The following is a 19,020-nucleotide window of genomic DNA, read 5'->3' as shown; positions in this document are numbered from 1 at the left end:
TCAGCCCCTCCGGCGTCCGAGGAGCGGGGTCCGGCGAAGCCCCCTCGGCGGGCGTCAGCTCCGGCGGCGGCGGGAGAGGACGACCGCTCCGGCGCCCGCGGCGAGCAGCGCCGTCGCGCCGCCGGCCAGGTACGGCGTCATGGAGCCGCCCCCGGTCTCGGCGAGGCCCTCCTCCGCGGGCGCGCCCTGTGGTGTCACCTCGGCGACCGGGTCGGCGGGGGCGTCCTCCTGGGCGACGGGCTCCGCGGGCGACTCGCAGGTGGCCTTCGCCAAGGTCAGCGTGCCCTCGACCTCGGCCACGTTCAGCTTCAACGGGTTGATGGACACGGTGAGTTCGAGCGCGGCCGCGGCGGCCGTGCGGCTGGTGGTCTCGGTCTTGGAGTAGCCGATCCGCACCTCACCCACCCCGGGGACCTTCACCTGGGTCGGGCCGCCCGCCGTCAGCGTCACCTTCTTGCCGAGGACGGTGACGGATCCCAGCAGGTTCGCGGTGGCGACGGGCTTCTCGCCCGCCTCGCAGGTCGCCTTCGAGGTCACCTGCTCGACCTCGATGAGCGACAGCAGTCGCAGTCCGGGGACATGGACGGCGGCGTTCGCGAGGTGGGTCGAGCCCTCGGCCTTCCGGGCGGAGACGGTGGCCCCGGCGGTGGCGACGTCCGCGCGCAGCACGCTGAAGGGGCGTCCGTGGTCGACCCCGTCCAACTGGGCGGTGAGCGCGGTCTTCGTGGCGCTCCGCGGCGCCTGCACCTCGTTCAGGGAGACCGCGAGCGGGACGTTCACGGTCTTGTCGAGGAGGGACACGTCGAGCGCGGTGCGGAGCACGACGGCGCTCGCCCGGCCGTGGTCGTCGCTCGCGTGGGCGGTGCCCGCGCCGGCCAGCGCGGTGGGACCCGCGGCGAGGACGGTGGCGGCCGCGGTGACCGCGAGACGGCGTGCGGGCGCGCGGTGGTTGATGCTGTTCAAGGGTGGGACCCCCATAGGAGAAAGCCTGGGACCCGGAAAGAATTACGCACCCAGGGTGAACAGTCAGCGAGCTGACGTCAGTTCACTCCAACGTGGATTCCCCGCACGCCCCTTCGAATCCCGAGGCACGGGTGTTCTCCGTCGTCACCCGTTCAACACCCTTGGAAGAACCCGCTGGTTGACGCGCCGCCGACCGCCACCCGACGCGCCGGACACCGCTGGAAGTGGGTAACGAGCGCGCCACCCCGACCGTAACGCTCCGTCAACTCGGGCCCGCGTCGGCCGTCCCGGGCGCATCGGCCGGGTCAGCCGACGATCCGCCCGTCGAGCACCACCCGCCGGGGAGCCGCCAGGACCCGTACGTCCGCGCGCGGGTCCCCGTCGTAGACCACGAGGTCCGCGGGCGCTCCCTCGTCGAGACCGGGCCGCCCGAGCCAGCGCCGGGCGCCCCAGGCGGTGGCGGAGAGCGCCTCGACGGGAGGGATGCCGGCGGTGACGAGCTCGGCGACCTCGCCCGCGACGAGGCCGTGCGCGAGCGAACCGCCCGCGTCGGTACCGACGTAGACCGGGACTCCGGCGTCGTACGCGGCGCGCACGGTGTCGTAGCGGCGTTCGTGGAGGCGCCGCATGTGGGCGGACCACCGCGGGAACTTCGCCTCGCCCCCCTCCGCGAGCCGCGGGAAGGTGGCGATGTTCACGAGCGTGGGAACGATGGCGACGCCTCGCTCGGCGAAGAGCGGAATGGTGTCCTCGGTGAGACCGGTGGCGTGTTCGACGCAGTCGATGCCCGCCTCGACCAGGTCACGGAGCGAGTCCTCGGCGAAGCAGTGCGCCGTGACCCGGGCGCCGAGCCGGTGCGCCTCGGCGATCGCCGCCTCGACGGATGCGCGCGGCCAGCAGGCGCCGAGGTCGCCGGTGCCGCGGTCGAGCCAGTCCCCGACGAGCTTGACCCAGCCGTCACCGCGCCGGGCCTCCCGGGCGACGTACTCGACGAGGTCCTCGGGCTCGATCTCGTGGGCGTAGTTCCGGATGTAGCGGCGGGTACGGGCGATGTGCCGGCCCGCGCGAATGATCTTCGGGAGGTCGTGGCGGTCGTCGATCCAGCGGGTGTCGGAGGGCGATCCGGCGTCCCGGAGCAGGAGGGTTCCGGCGTCGCGGTCGGTCAGGGCCTGCTTCTCGGAGACGTCCGCGGGGACCGGGCCGTGGGCGTCGAGCCCGACGTGGCAGTGCGCGTCCACCAGACCCGGCAGCGCCCAGCCCTCGACGGTGCGGACGTCCCGGGCGCCGCCGGGACGCTCGTAGGAGATCCGGCCGCCGACGACCCACAGCTCGTCGAGGACCTCCTCCGGACCGACGAGTACCCGACCCTTCACGTGCAGCACGGCCGCCTGATCACTCATGCACAGCACCTTAGACGCCGCTGCCCGCGGTGCTCCGGGAGACCCGGGGAGCGGGCGCCGCCCGCCCGGCCACCGCCGCCCGCCGGGTGCCGTCCCCGGCGGGTTCGGGGAGGTCACGGGCCCTGGGCCGTTCGGCTCTGCCCGGATTGCCGGGCCCCCGCGGGACTCCTTCGATGGGCTCAAGCAGTTCGTGACGCCCCGTGCGGGCTCGATGTGATGGAGGTAGCCGTGCCGCTTTCTCGATGGGGTGCGAGTCTGGCCGCGACGGCCGGGCTCGCCGGTTCGGTGCTGTTCGGCGCTCAGCCGTCCGCCGCCGCGGACACACCGGCGTCCACGGCCGAACGGTCGTCGGCGGTGGCGGACTCCGCCCGCCCGGCGCCCGCCCGGCAGGTCGGCGGCCAGGAGCGACAGAGGCAGGACCGCGGGACCGCACCGGGCAGAGGGACGACACGGTGTCTCGGTCTGGTGCCGTCGCCCTACCCCTACGCGCAGACGCAGTACGAGTGCAACGACTGGCGGCTCGGCCCCACCAGGCTGCCGCGGACCGGCGTCATCGGCTCCACCCTCGCCGGCTACCACCGGCTCGGCCGGCTGACGCCCGTGGAGTTCCTCAACAAGTGGTGGGACCCGAACTCGGACTTCGGGCAGGGCGACTGGAAGTACTCGCTGATCCCGGACGACGGCTTCGCCCACGCGAGCAACGGCAAGCCGATCGCCGCCGAGGTGACCCTCCACGCCGGTCAGTTGCTGGACCGGTTCGGCTCCGAGTTCGGCAAGTTCCTCGCACCGGCCGGCGCGAAGTACTCCGCGCGCTCGATCCCGCCGTCCGGTCTCGACACCCAGGACCCGCGCTTCCCGTACAACTACCACCTGTACCGGGTGAAGAAGGACACGCTCGTGTGCGCCGGGCCGACCGCTCCGGCCTTCGAGCAGCCCGGCATGGGCGTGCAGTACGTCACCTCGGTCACCACGGGGAGCCCCTACTGCCCGAACGTCCAGACGGGCGCGACGGTGAGCAGCCTGCTGAGGAACAACCTGGTGCGGGTGAACTGAGAGAGGGGGCCGGGGGCGGGATCGGGTCATGGACCGTCATCAACTGTGCGAGGCGCTGCACGCGGCCGGGGTACCGGCCGGACTGTACGAGATCCCCGACTGCCCCGGCCCTCCCGGTGGCCCCCGTCCGGAGGACCGTCTCTACCTGACGGAACAGGCGGGCGAATGGGTGGTGGGCGTCCGGCAACGGGGCGTGCGCACGGTGCTGGCGCGGTTCCCGGACGAGGACCGGGCCTGCCGGAGCCTCCACGCCCGGCTGACCGCCGAGGGGCCCCCGCCTTCGCCGCTCACCCCCGGGGAGGCGGAGGAACTGGCGCACGGCGCCGAGGGCGTCCAGCGACGTGCCCGGGAGCAACTGGCGAGGGCGCTGCGAGACGCCGAGGGCGGCCCCGCGCCGGCCCGGGACGGTCTGCGCCACGACCCGTAGGACGGGTACCGGCCCAGGGCGGGCTCCGGGGCGGACGGACGGTGACCGTGGCTCCCCGCCGTCGGCCGGGAGCCACGTCCGGGGCCCGGAGCCAGGTCCGGGCCGCGTACGTGGTCACGCGTCCGGTGAAGCGTCCCGGCTCTCCTCGCCGGTCCCCTCCGGCGTCCCCTCCTCGACGTCGGCCATCGCCGGGTCGAGCAGTCTGGACAGGAAGTGCCGGGTCCGCTCGTGCTTCGGGGCGCCGATGACCCGCGCCGGGGTGCCCTCCTCGACGATCACACCGCCGTCCATGAAGACGACCCGGTCCGCCACCTCGCGCGCGAACGTCATCTCGTGGGTGACGACCATCATCGTCATTCCCTCGTCGGCCAGCATCCGCATGACCGCGAGGACGTCCCCGACCAGCTCCGGGTCGAGCGCCGAGGTCGGCTCGTCGAAGAGCATCACCTCGGGTCCCATGGCGAGCGCGCGGGCGATGGCGACCCGCTGCTGCTGGCCGCCGGAGAGGGAGGCCGGGTAGGCGTCGGCCTTCTCGGACAGGCCGACGCGCGCCAGGTTCTCGGCGGCCACCTCCGCGGCCTCCGCCTTGCCCCTGCGCAGCACCCGTCGCTGCGGCAGGACGAGGTTCTCGGTCACCGACAGGTGCGGGAAGAGGTTGAACTGCTGGAAGACCATGCCGATGCGGCGGCGTACGGCGTCGATGTCGACGTCGGGGTGCGTGACCTCCGTGCCGCGCACGAACACCTGGCCCGCGGTGGGTTCCTCCAGGAGGTTCACGCAACGCAGCAGGGTCGACTTGCCGGAACCGGAGGGGCCGATCACACAGACGACCTCGCCCTGCCCGATCTCCAACTCGATGCCGCGCAGCACCTCGTTGTCGCCGAAGGACTTGTGCAGCCCCTTCACCTGGATCTCGGGCGTGCTCACTTGGCGGCCTCCCCTGACTTCGTTTCGAGACGCCGGACGACGAAGCCGAGCGGGATCGTGACGAGCAGGTAGCACAGGCCCGCGACCAGGATCGGCGTGGAGTTGGCGGTCGTGCTGGCCAGGTCCCGGCCGTACTTGGACAGTTCCCGCTCCTCCAGGGTGACACCGAGGAACAGCACCAGCGAGGAGTCCTTGAACAGGGTCACGAGTTCGTTGGTGAGCGGCGGAAGGATGATCCGGAACGCCTGCGGGACGATGATCGAGACCATGGCCCGCGCCTGCGAGAAGCCCAGCGAACGGGCCGCCTCCATCTGCCCCTTGGGCACGGCCTGGATGCCCGCGCGGAACGTCTCGGCCATGTACGCGGCCCCCACCAGGCCGAGGGCGATGGCGACCTTGCCGTACGTCCCGCCGGGGATCTCCGTGCCCGGGAACGCCAGCGGCACCGCGACGCCCACGAAGATGAAGATCACCAGGGCGGGCAGACCGCGGAAGACCTCGATGTAGATTCCGGCGAACCAGCGGTAGGGCCCCACCGAGGACAGGCGCATCAGGGCGATGACGACGCCCAGCACGAGACCGACGACGAAGCCGAACGTCGTGTAGAGGACCGTGTTCTTCAGCGCCAGCGTGATGACGTCCGGGAACATCTGCTTGACCAGGTCCCACTGGAAGAACTGGTTCCGCAGGCGCCCCCAGTCCGCCGTGACCGCGAAGGCGATCACGACGGCGGCGAAGACGACGTACTGCGCGCCGCGCGAGATCTGGCGCTTCTGGCGCCGGCTCAGGCCGGACCGGCGGGGCTGGACGGGCGTGTCGGCATCACTCATGAGGCGGACGGGGAGGCGGAGGCCGCGGCGGCGTCGTACGGGCCGATCCACTTCTCGTAGAGCTTCTTGTACGTGCCGTCGGCCTTCGCGTCCGCCAGCGCCTTGTTGATGGCGGCGACCAGCTTGGCATTGCCCTTCTTCACCGTGAAGCCGTACTGCTCACCGGTGTTGATGTTGTCGGCGACCTCGAAGGCGTCGGCGTTGGCCTTGTCCTTGAGCCAGCCCTGGACGACCGGGTAGTCGATGATGACGGCCTGCACCTGGCCGCTGCGCAGCCCGCTGAGGACCGCGTCGGAGGACTCGAAGGAGACCGGGTCGAAGCCCTGCTTCTTCGCGTAGTCCTCGCCGGTGGTCTGCGCCTGGGCTCCGAGCTTCTTGCCCTTCGCCTTGACGTCGGCGAGGGAGGTGATGCCGCTCTTCTTGTCGACCAGGACGCCCTGGGTGGCGTCGAAGTACGGGTCGGAGAAGTCGACGTTCTTCTTGCGCTCCTCGGTGATCGTCATGCCCGCGGCGGCGAGGTCGCACTGCTCGGAGTTGAGGAACGCGCCCGTCTTGAAGTTCTCGAAGGGCGTGTCCACGATGACCTGCTTCACGCCGAGGTTCTCGGCGACCAGGTCGATCAGCGACACGTCGAAGCCCTGCACCTTGCCGTCGACCTCCGACTGGAAGGGCGGGTACGGCAGATGGGTGCAGGTGGTGAGCTGGCCGGCCTTGACGAGTTCGACCCCGCCGGCCGCCGTCTTCGTGCCGCTTCCGCCGCTGTCGCTGTCGCTCGACGAACAGCCGGCCACGAGCAGCAGCCCGACCGTGGCGGTGGTGGCGGCCAGCATGCGTGTCCGACGTCCGGGGACCGAGTTCACGGAGACCTCCTGTGAAAGAACTGTGGGTTCTGATTATAAGGAAAGGTTTGGGTTGCTCAAATCAATCCGATGGCTACTGGGCCGTCTGGCCTCAGAACTCGCCGGTCCGGGTACACCCGGGGGTGAGGGCTAGGCTCTGATCACCGACCCCTCGTGAGCGAAGAGAGCACCGCCGTGACCCATCCCTTTCTTGACCTGGCGCCGCTGAGCGCCGCGCACTTCGCGTCGATCGAGGACCGTGTCGCCCGGCTGCTCTCCACCGAGCAGGACGTCGTGATCATGCAGGGCGAGGCGCTGCTGCCCCTGGAGGGCGCCATCCGCGGCACGGCCGGTCCCGGGACCACCGCACTGAACGTCGTCACCGGCCCCTACGGGCAGACCTTCGGGAACTGGCTGCGGGACTGCGGGGCGACCGTGATCGATCTGGCGGTGCCCTTCCACACCGCGGTCACCGCCGGGCAGATCCGGGAGGCCTTCGCCGAGCACCCGGAGATCGACTTCGTGTCGCTCGTGCACGCCGAGGCCGCCACCGGGAACACCAACCCGGTGGCGGAGATCGGCGAGGTCGTCCGCAAGCACGGCGCGCTGTTCTACCTGGACGCCGTCGCGTCGATCGGCGCCGAGCCGGTGCTGCCGGACACCTGGGGCGTCGACCTGTGCGTGATCGGGGCACAGAAGGCGATGGGCGGTCCGGCCGGCGTGTCGGCGGTGTCGGTGAGCGGGCGGGCGTGGGCGCGGATGGCCGCGAACCCCGCCGCGCCACGCCGTTCCTACCTGTCCCTGCTGGACTGGAAGGAGCGGTGGGTCGACGGCGGCCGCACGGCACTGCTGCACGCGCCGGCCCAGTTGGAGATGCTGGCGCTGGAGGCGTGTGTGGAGCGGATCGAGAACGAGGGCCTCGACACGGTGATGAGCCGTCACGCCTCCGCCGCGGCGGCCACCCGGGCGGGGGCGGTGGCGCTCGGCGGGGGTCTGAAGCCGTTCGTGCACGCCGCCTCCGACGCGGCGCCGGTCGCCACCACGCTCCAGGTGCCCGAGGAGGTGGACGCGTCCGCCGTGGTCGCCAAGGCGCTGGCCGCGGATCCCGGGCTGCCGCTCGCCGCCGGGGGCGGCGCTCTGGCCCGGTCGATGATCCGCGTGAACCACTACGGCCCGGACGCCACCCGGGGTGTCGTCCACGCCTGCCTCGCGGGACTCGGGGCGGCACTGGCCGGGTCCGGCTTCCCGGTGGACCCGGAGGGGGCGCGCCGGGCCGTGGCACTGGCCTGGGGCTGACCCCTCCCGGCCCCGGAGCGGGCGGGCGGCCCCGACGCGGTCGGCCCGCCCCTGGCCGGCCGGCCGGTCCCGGAGCGACCCGGCGGAGCGTCCGCGCCTCCGGGTCTCCGCCGGGACGGGGAGCCCGGGACCCCGGGCTCCCGGCGGACCCCGACGCGTCCCGGAGCGCCCCGCGAACCCGGACGATCCCGGCCGGCGATTCGACGGTAATGGCGAATTCCCTTCACGCGTCTACCCTGCCGACAATTCGGAACGGAATTCACTCCGTACAGCCTTCCGCATTCTCCTGCCCGCCATCCCCGCACCTAAACGCAAAGATTTCGCGAACGCCCGACGGCGCGATCCGGGCGACCCGAACGCACGTCTCGCCGCTGTGACACACTCCACAACCCGTCCATTTCCTGCGGTATTTTCCGGGCAAAGACGGTCATACAGCCGTGCGTCACGCCACTTCTTCACAGGCGCGTGATAACACACGACCGCGCTGTACGTAACCCTGTCCGGCGATGCAATTTGAGCTTTCCGTAGGTAAATTCACTCCGCATGACCGCCGCACGAACAGACCTGTCAGCGGAATTCCTGGAAATGCCGGAGGACCTTCGGATCGACCGTCCGGACGTGGCCGACGGGGCCGCCCTCTGGCGTATCGCCAAGGACTCCGGAACTCTCGACCTGAACTCTTCGTACAGCTACCTGCTGTGGTGCCGTGACTTCGCCGGCACCTCGGCCGTGGCACGCGACGCCGAGGGGCGTCCCGTCGGTTTCGTCACCGGGTACGTACGTCCCGAACGTCCGCACACCCTCCTCGTGTGGCAGGTGGCCGTCGACGCCGCGCACCGCGGACGCGGACTGGCCGCCCGCCTGCTCGACGGGCTGAGCGCGCGCGTGTCGGCGGAGCGCGGACTGTCCGTCGTCGAGACCACCATCACCCCGGGCAACACCGCCTCCGAGCGCCTGTTCATGTCGTACGCGCGGCGTCACGGCGCGCCCGTCGAGCGCGAGGTGCTGTTCGGGACGGCGCAGTTCCCCGACGGACCGCACGATCCCGAAGTGCTGTACCGCATCGGCCCGTTCTCCGTCTGACCCCCCTCCTTCCTCCCCTCCCCCCACATGCTTCGAGGAGCGATCCGCCTTGACCATCACCCAGCCCGACCTGAGCATCTTCGAGACCCTCGAGTCGGAGGTGCGCAGCTACTGCCGCAACTGGCCCACCGTCTTCGACCGGGCCCGGGGCAGCCGGATGTACGACGAGGACGGCCACGAGTACCTCGACTTCTTCGCCGGAGCCGGGTCCCTGAACTACGGGCACAACAACCCCGTCCTCAAGCGGGCCCTGCTCGACTACCTGGAGCGCGACGGCGTCACCCACGGGCTCGACATGTCGACGACGGCCAAACGCGGCTTCCTGGAGGCCTTCCAGAACCTGGTGCTGCGGCCGCGCGACCTGCCGTACAAGGTGATGTTCCCCGGCCCGACCGGCACCAACGCCGTCGAGTCCGCGCTGAAGCTCGCCCGGAAGGTGAAGGGGCGCGAGGCCATCGTGTCGTTCACCAACGCCTTCCACGGGATGTCGCTCGGCTCGCTCGCCGTGACCGGCAACGCCTTCAAGCGGGCCGGCGCCGGTGTCCCGCTGGTGCACGGCACCCCGATGCCGTTCGACAACTACTTCGACGGACAGGTCCCGGACTTCCTGTGGTTCGAGCGGCTCCTGGAGGACCAGGGTTCGGGCCTCAACCAGCCCGCCGCGGTGATCGTCGAGACCGTGCAGGGCGAGGGCGGGATCAACGTCGCCCGGCCCGAGTGGCTGCGCGCCCTCGCGGACCTGTGCCGGCGCCGCGACATGCTGCTGATCGTCGACGACATCCAGATGGGCTGCGGGCGGACCGGCGCGTTCTTCTCCTTCGAGGAGGCGGGGGTCGTGCCCGACATCGTGACCGTCTCCAAGTCCATCAGCGGGTACGGGCTGCCGATGTCGCTGTGCCTGTTCAAGCCCGAGCTGGACATCTGGGAGCCGGGCGAGCACAACGGCACCTTCCGCGGCAACAACCCGGCGTTCGTCACGGCCGCCGCCGCCCTGGAGGCCTACTGGGCCGACGGCTCCGTCATGGAGAAGCAGACCCGGGCCCGCGGCGAGCAGGTCGAGCGGGCGCTGATCTCCATCACCGAGGAGAACCTCGCCGACGTGAAGGAGTACCGGGGCCGCGGGCTGGTCTGGGGCATCGAGTTCAAGGAGAAGGCCCGCGCCGGGCGGGTCGCGGGGCGCGCCTTCGAACTCGGGCTGCTCATCGAGACGTCGGGCCCCGAGAGCGAGGTCGTGAAACTGCTGCCCGCGCTCACCATCACCCCGGACGAGCTCGACGAGGGCCTGCGCACGCTCGCCCGCGCCGTCCGCGAAACCGCCTGAGCGGGCACCCGGGAGACCGTCCGGCAGGAGGCCCCGAAGGCGGCCCGAACCGTACGAGAAACACGAGAGAGAGGCATCGCACCACCGTGATAGTCCGTTCGTTCAAGGAAGTCGAAGGCACCGACCGGCACGTGAGGGCGGCGACCGGCACCTGGGAGAGCAAGCGCATCGTGCTCGCCAAGGAGAAGGTCGGCTTCTCCCTGCACGAGACGATCCTGTACGCGGGCACGGAGACGTCGATGTGGTACGCGAACCACATCGAGGCCGTGCTCTGCGTGGAGGGCGAGGCCGAACTCACCGACGACGAGACCGGCCAGAAGCACTGGATCAAGCCCGGGACGATGTACCTGCTCGACGGTCACGAGCGCCACACCCTGCGCCCGAAGACCGACTTCCGGTGCGTCTGCGTCTTCAACCCGCCCGTCACCGGACGGGAGGACCACGACGAGAACGGCGTCTACCCCCTGCTCACCGAACCCGAGGAGGTGTGACACACCGATGACCACGCTCACCGATCTGTACCCCAGCCGAGGCGCCACCGAAGTGTCCGTGCCCCGGAAGGACCCGGTCCTCTGGGGCGCGCCGGGCGATCCCGGCCCGATCCCGGTCCCCGACCTGCACTCCTACGAGCGCGACGGCTTCCTCTCCGTGGAGCAGCTCATCGGCGAGGACGAGGTCGCCGTCTACCACCAGGAGCTGGAACGGCTCGTCGCCGACCCGGCGATCCGTGCCGACGAGCGCTCGATCGTCGAACCGAGGACGCGGGAGATCCGGTCCGTCTTCGAGGTGCACCGGATCAGCGAGGTGTTCGCCCGGCTCGTGCGCGACGAGCGCGTCGTCGGCCGGGCCCGGCAGATCCTCGGCTCGGACGTGTACGTCCACCAGTCGCGGATCAACGTCAAGCCGGGCTTCGGGGCGAGCGGCTTCTACTGGCACTCGGACTTCGAGACCTGGCACGCCGAGGACGGTCTGCCGAACATGCGGACGGTGTCCGTCTCGATCGCGCTGACCGAGAACCACGACACCAACGGCGGCCTCATGATCATGCCGGGGTCGCACCGGACGTTCCTCGGCTGCGCGGGGGCCACGCCGGAGGACAACTACAAGAAGTCGCTCCAGATGCAGGACGCCGGAACGCCCTCCGACGAGGCGCTGACCGGCCTCGCGAGCCGGCACGGCATCAAGCTCTTCACGGGCAGGGCCGGTTCGGCGACCTGGTTCGACTGCAACTGCATGCACGGTTCGGGGGACAACATCACCCCGTTCCCGCGCAGCAACGTCTTCATCGTGTTCAACAGCGTGGACAACGCCGCGGTGGAGCCGTTCTCGGCCCCCGTGCGCAGGCCGGAGTTCATCGGGGCACGGGACTTCACGCCGGTGCGCTGACCTCGGCGGCGCTCGCCGCGGCCACGGGCCGGGTCCTCCTCTCCTGGATCGGAGGGGGACCCGGCCCTCGGCGTCGCGGCTCCGCGGGCCCGTGGACCAGCAGGCAGAAGTCGGCCGGTTCCGGGGGCGCGCTGACGGTCAGCGGGGCAGCACGTCGAGCAGCCGGTCGACGTCGTCCGGGGTGTTGTACAGGTGGAACGCCGCCCTCAGGTTGCCCGCGCGGTCGGAGACCTCGACGCCGGCCCGGCTCAACTCGGCCTGGAGACGGCCGAGTCCAGGCACGGAGACGATCGGGGAGCGGGGGGCGAGGACGGGTTCGTGGCCCCGTTCCCGCAGGCCGGCGCGGAAGCGGTCGGCGAGCGCCAGGTCGTGGGCCCGCACCCGGTCGACTCCCAGTTCCTCCAGGAGTTCCAGTGAGTGGCGGGCTCCGGCGTACGCGAAGAGGGCCGGGCTCTCGTCGAACCGCCGTGCGGAGTGGGCGAGTTCCTCGACGGGGCCGTAGCAGCTGTCCCAGGGGGCCTCGCCGGCGACCCAGCCGGCGAACACCGGGGTGAGCCCGCCGAGGTCCTCCGGGACGACCAGGAAGGCCACACCGCGCGGGCAGAGCAGCCACTTGAAGGCGACGGAGGAGACGTAGTCGTAGGCGTCCGCGCGCAGGGGCAGCCATCCGGCGGCCTGGGACGCGTCGACGTACGTACGGGCCCCGTGTTCCCGCGCGGCCTCCCGGATCGCCTCCAGTTCGGCGATCCTGCCGTCGGCGGACTGCGCCGCGCTCACCGCGACGAGCGCGGTGCCGGAGTGCACGGACTCGGCGATCCGCTCCAGGGGTACGGCGCGGACCTTGAGGTCGCCGCGGACGTGGAAGGGGGTCACGACGGAGCTGAAGTCCGCCTCCGCGGTGAGGACTTCGGCGCCCGGCGGCAGCGAGGACGCGATCAGTCCGCTGTACACGGCGACCGAGGCCCCGGCGGCCACCCGGCTCGCGGGCACCCCGACGAGCCGGGCGAAGGAGGAGCGGGCCGCCTCGACGTCCGCGAACATGTCGGCCGGCCGCCCGGCGGCCACGGAGTCCACGGCGGCCCGCATCGCGGTCACGGTGCGGGCCGGCAGCAGGCCGGTGCTCGCGGTGTTCAGATAGGTGTTCTTCGGGGCGAACTCGGCACGGACGAGGGTCTCGAAGGTCTCCATGGGACCACTGTGGGCCCGGAACGCACCCAAGTCCATTGCGTATTATTACGCGGTTCCCCCAAGCAACGCTTATGCGTCGCCCCTGACCTGCGCTTTTCAGTGCTGGGGAACGGCGCACCCGTCCGGGCCACAGGCCTCCGCGTCGGCGGTTCCGTCCTGGACCAGCTTCAGCTGCGGCCGTTCGCCCCAGGCCTGGGCCAGCGCCTGCTCGAAGACCTCGGCGGGCTGCGCGCCGGAGACTCCGTAGGTGCGGTCGAGGACGAAGAAGGGGACGCCGTTCGCGCCCAGCTCGGCGGCCTCGCGCTCGTCGGCGCGGACCTCGTCCGCGTACGCGGCCGGGTCGGCGAGCACCGCGCGGGCGTCACCGGCGTCGAGCCCGGCGGCGACGGCCAGCTCCACGAGTCGCTCGTCGTCGCCGAAGACGGTCCGCTCCTCGGCGAAGTTCGCCCGGTAGAACAGGCCGATCAGCTCGTCCTGGCGGCCGTGCTCCTTGGCGAGGTGCAGCAGCCGGTGCATGTCGAAGGTGTTGCCGTGGTCGCGGTCGCGGGTGCGGTAGGCGAGGCCCTCGGCGGCGGCCTGGGTGCCGAGGTTCTCCTCGCCGGCCTGCGCCTGCGCCTCGCTCATGCCGTACTTCTTGGTGAGCATGGTGATCACCGGCTGGATGTCGCCCTTGGCGCGGCCCGGGTCGAGCTCGAAGGAGCGGTGCACGACCTCGACCTGGTCACGGTGCGGGAAGGCCTCCAGTGCCTTCTCGAAGCGGGCTTTTCCGACGTAGCACCAGGGGCAGGCTATGTCGCTCCAGATCTCGACGCGCATTCTTCGGCTCTCTCCAGGTGGTGCGGGCAGGGGACGCCGTCCGGGGCGTCGGTGTGTGAACGTTCAAACGGCTCGGGTCATTCCCCGGCCGTGTCCGCGGTTCTGTCCGCGACCCCGTCCGCGGCCCTGTCCGCACGCCCGGCCACGGCATACCGCAGATACAGGTGGTGATCACCCTCCTCAGGCGGGTTCTCCGGATCGGGGACCCAGCCCAGGCGGGCGTAGAAGGCCTGGGCGCGCAGGTTGTCGACGTGCACGTCGAGGGTCGCCGTGCGTTTCCCGTCCGCCTGCCACTCCTCCACGCAGGCCGCGTGCAGGGCCCTGCCGATGCCGGCGCGCCAGCGGTCGGGGTCGACGTGGAACTGGAAGAGCCTGACCGTGTCGGCGGGCGCGCCCTCGTCCGTACGGAAGGAGGCGATGCCGATGATCCGGCCCTGCGCGACGGCGCACAGCACATGCGCGTCGGGGCGGGCGATGGAGCCGCGCCAGGCCTCGGCCCAGTCCATGTCGCCCTGCGGGACGCCGTCCGGGTAGTACGTAGAACGGGCCCGGAAGTGCAGATCGGCGATGGTCTCGGCCTCGGCGGGCAGGGCGGCGCGGATCACCAGCGCGCCGGTCACACGGTCACTGATCATGCAACGGAGGACGTCACGGTTCCGGTCACGGTTCCGTGCCTGGCACGGTGACGTCCGCCCTCAGCTGCCGTCGCGCAGGTCGCGCGGCCAGGCGGGGCGGAACTCGATGCCGTCGTACGTCACCACGCAGCCCTCCCCCATGGGCGACTGCGCCATGAAGCCCACCAGCGCCGCCCCGGTCTCCTTCTCCTCGCCCAGGGTGAAGAGGCGGACGAAGGTCCAGCGCTCGCCGTCGCGGGAGGCGTGGAAGGCGAACGCGCGACCCGTGCGGCTCACCCGGAGCCAGACGGAACTGCCGTCCACGGCGAAGGAGTTGGCGTCGTCCGAGTGTCCCCGGGTGACCACGGTGCAGACGGTGGGCACGTCCGGGGAGTACTCCAGGCACAGCTTCGCCCAGGCCCGCTCCCCCACGTGGACGTAGAGCACGCCCGCGTCGAAGGCCCCCCGGAAGCCGACCGTCACCCGGGCGATCAGCTGGAAGTCGCCCTCCGGGGCGCCGAGCAGCCGCGGCGCGTCCGAGGCCGGGTCGAGCCCTTCGCCGGTGGGCGGCACGAAGCGGTCCTGGCGGGGTCCGGACCAGCCGGTGAGGACGCCGTCCTCGTGCGACCAGTGCCCGTCGGGACCGTAGGTACGGAGGGGGAAGGGGAGTTCGGGGAGCGATACGTCCATGGGCCGAGTCTGTCAGGTCCGCGGCCGCGTCCTTCCGGGACGCGGGAAACCGCGTGGTCGTCCACGCGGCGCCCGCGTCCCGTCCGGGACACCTCCGGGGAACTACCGCTCCAGGCGCCCGTCGTGACGCCGGGGCAGGCCGAGCGGGTTGTCGTCCCGCAGCTCCGGCGGCAGCAGCGCCTCGGGCACGCCCTGGTAGGCCACCGGACGCATCCAGCGCTCGATGGCGCTGCCGCCGACCGACGTGGACGTCGACGTCGTCGCGGGGTACGGACCCCCGTGGTGCTGGGCCGGAGCGACGGCCACCCCGGTGGGCCAGCCGTTGACCAGCACGCGGCCCGCCAGCGCGGTCAGTTCGGCGAGGATCTCCGCGCCGCGCCCCTCGCCCGCGGCCTCCTCGGCGGAGAGCTGGACCGTGGCCGTGAGGTTGCCCGGCAGCCGCGAGAGCACCGCGCCGGCCTCGGACTCGTCCTCGTAGCGGGCCACGACCGTGAGGGGCCCGAAGCACTCCTCCAGGAGCAGGTCGTACTCCCCCTCGGCCGCGAGCCTTCGCGCGGGCACGGTCAGGAAGCCGGGGCTCACGGTGTGCTCGCCGGCCGCGCCGGGTGTCACCGGGCTCTGGACGTCCGGGAGCGCGGCGCGCTCGGCGACCCCGGCGACGAAGTTGTCGCGCATGCGGTGGTCGAGGAGCACCCCGGCGGCCGTGTCGCTGACCGCCTCGGTCAGCGACTTCAGCAGCCGGTCGCCCGCAGCGCCGGCCGGCGCGAGCACCAGGCCCGGCTTCACACAGAACTGGCCGACGCCCAGGGTCATCGAACCGGCGAGCCCCGCGCCGATCTCCTCGGCGCGCTCGGCGGCCGCGGCCTCGGTGACGACGACGGGGTTGAGGGAGCCCAGCTCGCCGTGGAAGGGGATCGGCACCGGACGGGCCGCGGCCGCGTCGAAGAGCGCGCGTCCGCCGCGGACCGAGCCGGTGAAGCCGGCCGCCGCGACCAGCGGGTGCCGGACCAGCTCGACGCCGGCCTCGAAGCCGTGGACGAGACCGATCACGCCCTCGGGGATGCCGTGCCGGGCGGCGGCGCGCCGCAGGACGGCCGCGACCAGCTCGGAGAGCGCCGGGTGGTCGGGGTGGGCCTTGACCACGACCGGGCAGCCCGCGGCCAGCGCGCTGGCCGTGTCGCCGCCGGGGACCGAGAAGGCGAAGGGGAAGTTCGACGCCGAGTACACGGCGACGACGCCCAGCGGCACCTTGTAGCGGCGCAGGTCCGGGATCGGCGGGGTCGCCGTGCCGTCGGGGTGGTCGATGACGACGTCGAGGAAGGCGCCCTCGTCGACGATCTCGGCGAAGGCGCGCAGCTGGTAGCAGGTGCGGGCGAGTTCGCCGGTGAGCCGGACCGGGCCGAGCGCGGTCTCCGCGTCGGCCGCCTCGACCAAGTGGTCCTTTGAGCCTTCGAGCAGGTCGGCGGCGGTGCGCAGGAACGCGGCGCGGACGGTGCGGTCGACGAGCGCGGGACGTGCGGAGTGCGCGGCGCGGACGGCCTCGTCCACCTCCTGGACCGTGGCCTCCACCGCGACCTGCTCCCGCTGCTTCCCGGTACGGGGGTCGACACTCCAGACTGGTGCTGCTGCCACCGCGGGTCCCTCCAGATGTGATGCCACAGTTCTTGTGTCACTCACCAGGGGTGTTCGATATGCTGAACGCTGTCTCTGATGGTGAATCTCCTGTTGGAGACTATTTCCCGTCCAACGAAGGGGTCAAGGGCGATGTCGGCAGGCGAGACAGGCGGCGGGGCGCAGGTCAAGTCCGCGGTGCGGACCGTGGAATTGCTGGAGTACTTCGCCGGCCGGCCCGGAATGCACTCCCTCGCCTCGGTCCAGGAGGCCGTCGGCTATCCCAAGTCCAGCCTGTACATGTTGCTGCGCACCCTCGTGGAACTCGGCTGGGTCGAGACGGACGCGACGGGCACGCGGTACGGCATCGGCGTACGGGCCCTGCTGGTCGGCACCTCGTACATCGACGGCGACGAGGTGGTCGCCGCGGCCCGGCCCACCCTCGACCGCCTCTCCGACGACACCACGGAGACCATCCACCTCGCGCGCCTGGACGGCACGAACGTCGTCTACCTGGCCACCCGGCAGTCGCAGCACTATCTGCGCCCCTTCACCCGGGTCGGCCGCCGGCTCCCCGCCCACTCCACCTCGCTCGGCAAGGCGCTGCTGGCCACGCACACCGACGAGCAGGTCCGCAAGCTGCTGCCCGAGACGCTCCCCGCGCTGACCGAGCACACGATCACCGACCGGGAGAAGCTCATCGAGGAGCTGCGCCAGGTGCGGGAGCAGGGCTTCGCGGTGGACCGCGAGGAGAACACGCTGGGGCTGCGCTGCTTCGGCGTGGCCATCCCCTACCGCACGCCCGCCCGTGACGCGATCAGCTGCTCGGTGCCGGTGGCCCGGCTCACCCCCGCGCACGAGCAGATGGTCAAGGACGCCCTGTTCGACGCCCGCGACCGCCTCACCCTGGCCACGCGCAGGCTCTGACCGGTCACGGCCACGGGCCGGACTCGGGGCGGGTCCGGCCCCGAGGCGCCCGCACGACGACGGGCCGCGCGGGACCGCGTGACGCGGCTCTCATGAAGGACTCATGAGAAATCCGGGCGGATGGGAACGATTCGCTCCCGTCCGCTCGTCCTTCTGTGCGGGATGAACAAGACGATCAGGCGTGCCGCCGTCTTCAGTCTGCTGCTCGTGCTCTCCCTGCTGATCAGGGCGACCTGGGTGCAGTTCTACGACGGCAAGGCACTCGCGGACGACAAGGACAACCGACGGAACGCGATCGCGCTGTACGCGAACCCGCTCGGGAACATCATCGTGGCCGGTGACGCGATCACCGGCTCCGCGCAGACGACGGGCGGCGATCTCAAGTACAAGCGGACCTACACGGACGGCAGCCTGTACGCGCCGGTCACCGGCTACAGCTCACAGGTCTACGGGGCGACCCAGCTCGAGGGCATCTACCAGAAGCTTCTCGACGGCTCGGACATCCAGCTCAAGAACCCGCTGGACACGCTCACGAACAAGCGCGCCGACCCCGGTGACGTGGTCACGACGATCGATCCGGACGTCCAGAAGGCCGGCTACAAAGCGCTCGGGGACAACAAGGGCGCGGCCGTCGCCATCGACCCGAAGACCGGCAAGATCCTCGCGGTCGTCTCGACACCGTCGTACGACCCGACGACGATCAGCACCGGCAACAACAGTGCCTGGAAGAAGCTGACGACCGACCCCGACAAGCCGCTGGTCAACCGCGCGCTGCGGCAGCCGCTGCCGCCGGGTTCGACCTTCAAGCTGGTCGTGGCCGCCGCCGCGCTGGAGGACGGGCTCTACGACGACGTGGACGCGAGGACGGACAGCCCCGACCCGTACACCCTGCCGGGCACGACGACCGCCCTGAAGAACGAGAACGCGTCCGCTCCCTGCGAGAACGCCTCGATCCGGGTCGCGCTCCAGTACTCCTGCAACAACGTCTTCGGCAAGATGGCGGTCGACCTGGGCCAGGACAAGGTCCGGGCGACGGCGGAGAAGTTCGGCTTCAACGACACGGAGCAGGACGTGCCGGTGCGGGCGTACACCAGCGTGTACCCCAAGGGCATGAACAGGTCGTCCACGGCGCTGACCGGCATCGGCCAGTACGACGTCACCGCGACGCCGCTCCAGATGGCCATGGTGTCCGCCGCCATTGCCAACGACGGCAAGCTGGTCTCGCCGCACATGGTGTCGCAGACCAGCGACTCCGACGGCAACGTGCTGAGGGACTACGACGACAGCACGGACACCAAGGAGATCGTCAGCTCGGACACCGCCCGGCAGCTCCGGTCGGCGATGCGGACGGTCGTCGAGGACGGCACGGGCACCAACGCCCTGATCCCCGGCGCGACCGTGGGCGGCAAGACCGGCACGGCCCAGCACGGCGAGAAGAACAGCAAGACGCCGTACGCCTGGTTCACGTCGTTCGCGAAGTCCGACTCCAACGGCAAGGAGGTCGCCGTCGCGGTCATGGTCGAGCAGTCGGACGCGGCGCGCTCGGAGGTCAGCGGCAACGGCCTGGCGGCGCCGGTGGCCCGGGCGATGATGCGGGCGGCGCTGAAGGGCTGAGACGGCCGCGGGCCCGTACGGGACCCGCGCCGCGC

Annotated in this window: 19 protein-coding genes; 9 read left to right on the top strand and 10 right to left on the bottom strand. The window is 71.5% G+C overall.

Annotation, left to right across the window (positions count from 1 at the left end; all coding sequences use genetic code 11):
- Positions 1-54 precede the first annotated feature (54 nt).
- Both ACFYW7_RS06045 and ACFYW7_RS06040 read right to left on the bottom strand, forming a co-directional pair.
- Positions 55-963 (bottom strand): SCO1860 family LAETG-anchored protein, encoded by a 909-nt coding sequence (locus ACFYW7_RS06045; protein ID WP_389498308.1) that lies wholly within the window; start codon positions 961-963, stop codon positions 55-57.
- 305 nt (positions 964-1,268) lie between these two features.
- Positions 1,269-2,363 (bottom strand): amidohydrolase family protein, encoded by a 1,095-nt coding sequence (locus ACFYW7_RS06040; RefSeq protein WP_389498306.1) that lies wholly within the window; start codon positions 2,361-2,363, stop codon positions 1,269-1,271.
- 228 nt (positions 2,364-2,591) lie between these two features.
- Here ACFYW7_RS06040 and ACFYW7_RS06035 point away from each other — a divergent pair, with 228 nt between their 5' ends.
- On the top strand, positions 2,592-3,416 hold the full coding sequence (locus tag ACFYW7_RS06035; protein WP_389498303.1) for a TNT domain-containing protein: 825 nt from the start codon (positions 2,592-2,594) through the stop codon (positions 3,414-3,416).
- Positions 3,417-3,444: 28 nt separating this feature from the next.
- Complete coding sequence (locus tag ACFYW7_RS06030) at positions 3,445-3,843, top strand: hypothetical protein (protein WP_389498301.1); 399 nt, start codon at positions 3,445-3,447, stop codon at positions 3,841-3,843.
- 114 nt (positions 3,844-3,957) lie between these two features.
- Here the strand turns inward: ACFYW7_RS06030 and ACFYW7_RS06025 are convergent, their stop codons facing one another.
- From ACFYW7_RS06025 to ACFYW7_RS06015, 3 genes are read right to left on the bottom strand one after another with little or no spacing between them, the layout of a single operon-like run.
- The gene (locus ACFYW7_RS06025) at positions 3,958-4,770 is read right to left on the bottom strand and encodes an amino acid ABC transporter ATP-binding protein (RefSeq protein ID WP_389498299.1); all 813 of its coding nucleotides are present in this window, start codon (positions 4,768-4,770) and stop codon (positions 3,958-3,960) included.
- Positions 4,767-5,600, bottom strand: coding sequence for an amino acid ABC transporter permease (locus tag ACFYW7_RS06020; protein WP_389498297.1), 834 nt, complete (start codon positions 5,598-5,600; stop codon positions 4,767-4,769). The genes ACFYW7_RS06025 and ACFYW7_RS06020 overlap by 4 nt, the downstream gene beginning before the upstream one ends.
- Positions 5,597-6,460, bottom strand: coding sequence for a transporter substrate-binding domain-containing protein (locus ACFYW7_RS06015; protein WP_389498295.1), 864 nt, complete (start codon positions 6,458-6,460; stop codon positions 5,597-5,599). The genes ACFYW7_RS06020 and ACFYW7_RS06015 overlap by 4 nt, the downstream gene beginning before the upstream one ends.
- Positions 6,461-6,634: 174 nt before the next feature.
- Between ACFYW7_RS06015 and ACFYW7_RS06010 the strand changes: the two genes are divergently transcribed.
- The 5 genes from ACFYW7_RS06010 (at position 6,635) to thpD (ending at position 11,525) form a co-directional block, all read left to right on the top strand.
- Entirely contained in the window at positions 6,635-7,735 is a 1,101-nt protein-coding gene (locus tag ACFYW7_RS06010; RefSeq protein WP_389498605.1) for a pyridoxal-phosphate-dependent aminotransferase family protein, read from the top strand.
- A gap of 543 nt (positions 7,736-8,278) precedes the next feature.
- A complete protein-coding gene (gene ectA / locus ACFYW7_RS06005) occupies positions 8,279-8,818 on the top strand; it encodes a diaminobutyrate acetyltransferase (RefSeq protein WP_389498293.1) in 540 nt (179 codons plus the stop codon).
- A 49-nt stretch (positions 8,819-8,867) separates the two neighbouring features.
- The gene (gene ectB / locus ACFYW7_RS06000) at positions 8,868-10,139 is read left to right on the top strand and encodes a diaminobutyrate--2-oxoglutarate transaminase (protein ID WP_389498291.1); all 1,272 of its coding nucleotides are present in this window, start codon (positions 8,868-8,870) and stop codon (positions 10,137-10,139) included.
- A gap of 86 nt (positions 10,140-10,225) precedes the next feature.
- Positions 10,226-10,630, top strand: a complete 405-nt coding sequence (locus ACFYW7_RS05995) for an ectoine synthase (protein ID WP_389498289.1) — start codon at positions 10,226-10,228, stop codon at positions 10,628-10,630.
- Positions 10,631-10,637: 7 nt separating this feature from the next.
- Positions 10,638-11,525 (top strand): ectoine hydroxylase, encoded by an 888-nt coding sequence (gene thpD, locus ACFYW7_RS05990; RefSeq protein ID WP_389498287.1) that lies wholly within the window; start codon positions 10,638-10,640, stop codon positions 11,523-11,525.
- 138 nt (positions 11,526-11,663) lie between these two features.
- On the opposite strand, the gene ACFYW7_RS05985 is transcribed toward thpD, so the two are convergent.
- The 5 genes from ACFYW7_RS05985 to ACFYW7_RS05965 all read right to left on the bottom strand — a co-directional run bounded on the left by ACFYW7_RS05985 (position 11,664) and on the right by ACFYW7_RS05965 (position 16,465).
- A complete protein-coding gene (locus ACFYW7_RS05985) occupies positions 11,664-12,713 on the bottom strand; it encodes an aminotransferase class V-fold PLP-dependent enzyme (protein WP_389498285.1) in 1,050 nt (349 codons plus the stop codon).
- 96 nt (positions 12,714-12,809) lie between these two features.
- Positions 12,810-13,529: a DsbA family oxidoreductase gene (locus ACFYW7_RS05980; RefSeq protein ID WP_389498283.1), complete on the bottom strand. Its 720-nt coding sequence runs from the start codon at positions 13,527-13,529 to the stop codon at positions 12,810-12,812.
- Between the two features lie 77 nt (positions 13,530-13,606).
- Complete coding sequence (locus tag ACFYW7_RS05975) at positions 13,607-14,164, bottom strand: GNAT family N-acetyltransferase (protein ID WP_389498281.1); 558 nt, start codon at positions 14,162-14,164, stop codon at positions 13,607-13,609.
- Between the two features lie 60 nt (positions 14,165-14,224).
- Positions 14,225-14,833 carry a DUF1349 domain-containing protein gene (locus ACFYW7_RS05970; RefSeq protein WP_389498279.1) on the bottom strand — a complete coding sequence of 203 codons (609 nt, stop codon included), beginning with the start codon at positions 14,831-14,833 and terminating at the stop codon, positions 14,225-14,227.
- A gap of 102 nt (positions 14,834-14,935) precedes the next feature.
- Entirely contained in the window at positions 14,936-16,465 is a 1,530-nt protein-coding gene (locus ACFYW7_RS05965) for an aldehyde dehydrogenase (NADP(+)) (RefSeq protein WP_389498277.1), read from the bottom strand.
- Between the two features lie 132 nt (positions 16,466-16,597).
- On the opposite strand from ACFYW7_RS05965, the gene ACFYW7_RS05960 reads away from it, so the two are divergent.
- Positions 16,598-17,371 (top strand): IclR family transcriptional regulator, encoded by a 774-nt coding sequence (locus tag ACFYW7_RS05960; RefSeq protein WP_389498275.1) that lies wholly within the window; start codon positions 16,598-16,600, stop codon positions 17,369-17,371.
- Between the two features lie 162 nt (positions 17,372-17,533).
- Complete coding sequence (locus ACFYW7_RS05955) at positions 17,534-18,985, top strand: peptidoglycan D,D-transpeptidase FtsI family protein (protein WP_389498273.1); 1,452 nt, start codon at positions 17,534-17,536, stop codon at positions 18,983-18,985.
- The last annotated feature ends 35 nt before the right edge of the window (positions 18,986-19,020 follow it).

Source organism: Streptomyces sp. NPDC002580, from assembly GCF_042889485.1.
Taxonomy (GTDB): domain Bacteria; phylum Actinomycetota; class Actinomycetes; order Streptomycetales; family Streptomycetaceae; genus Streptomyces.
This window is presented reverse-complemented; position numbering and strand designations above follow the sequence as displayed.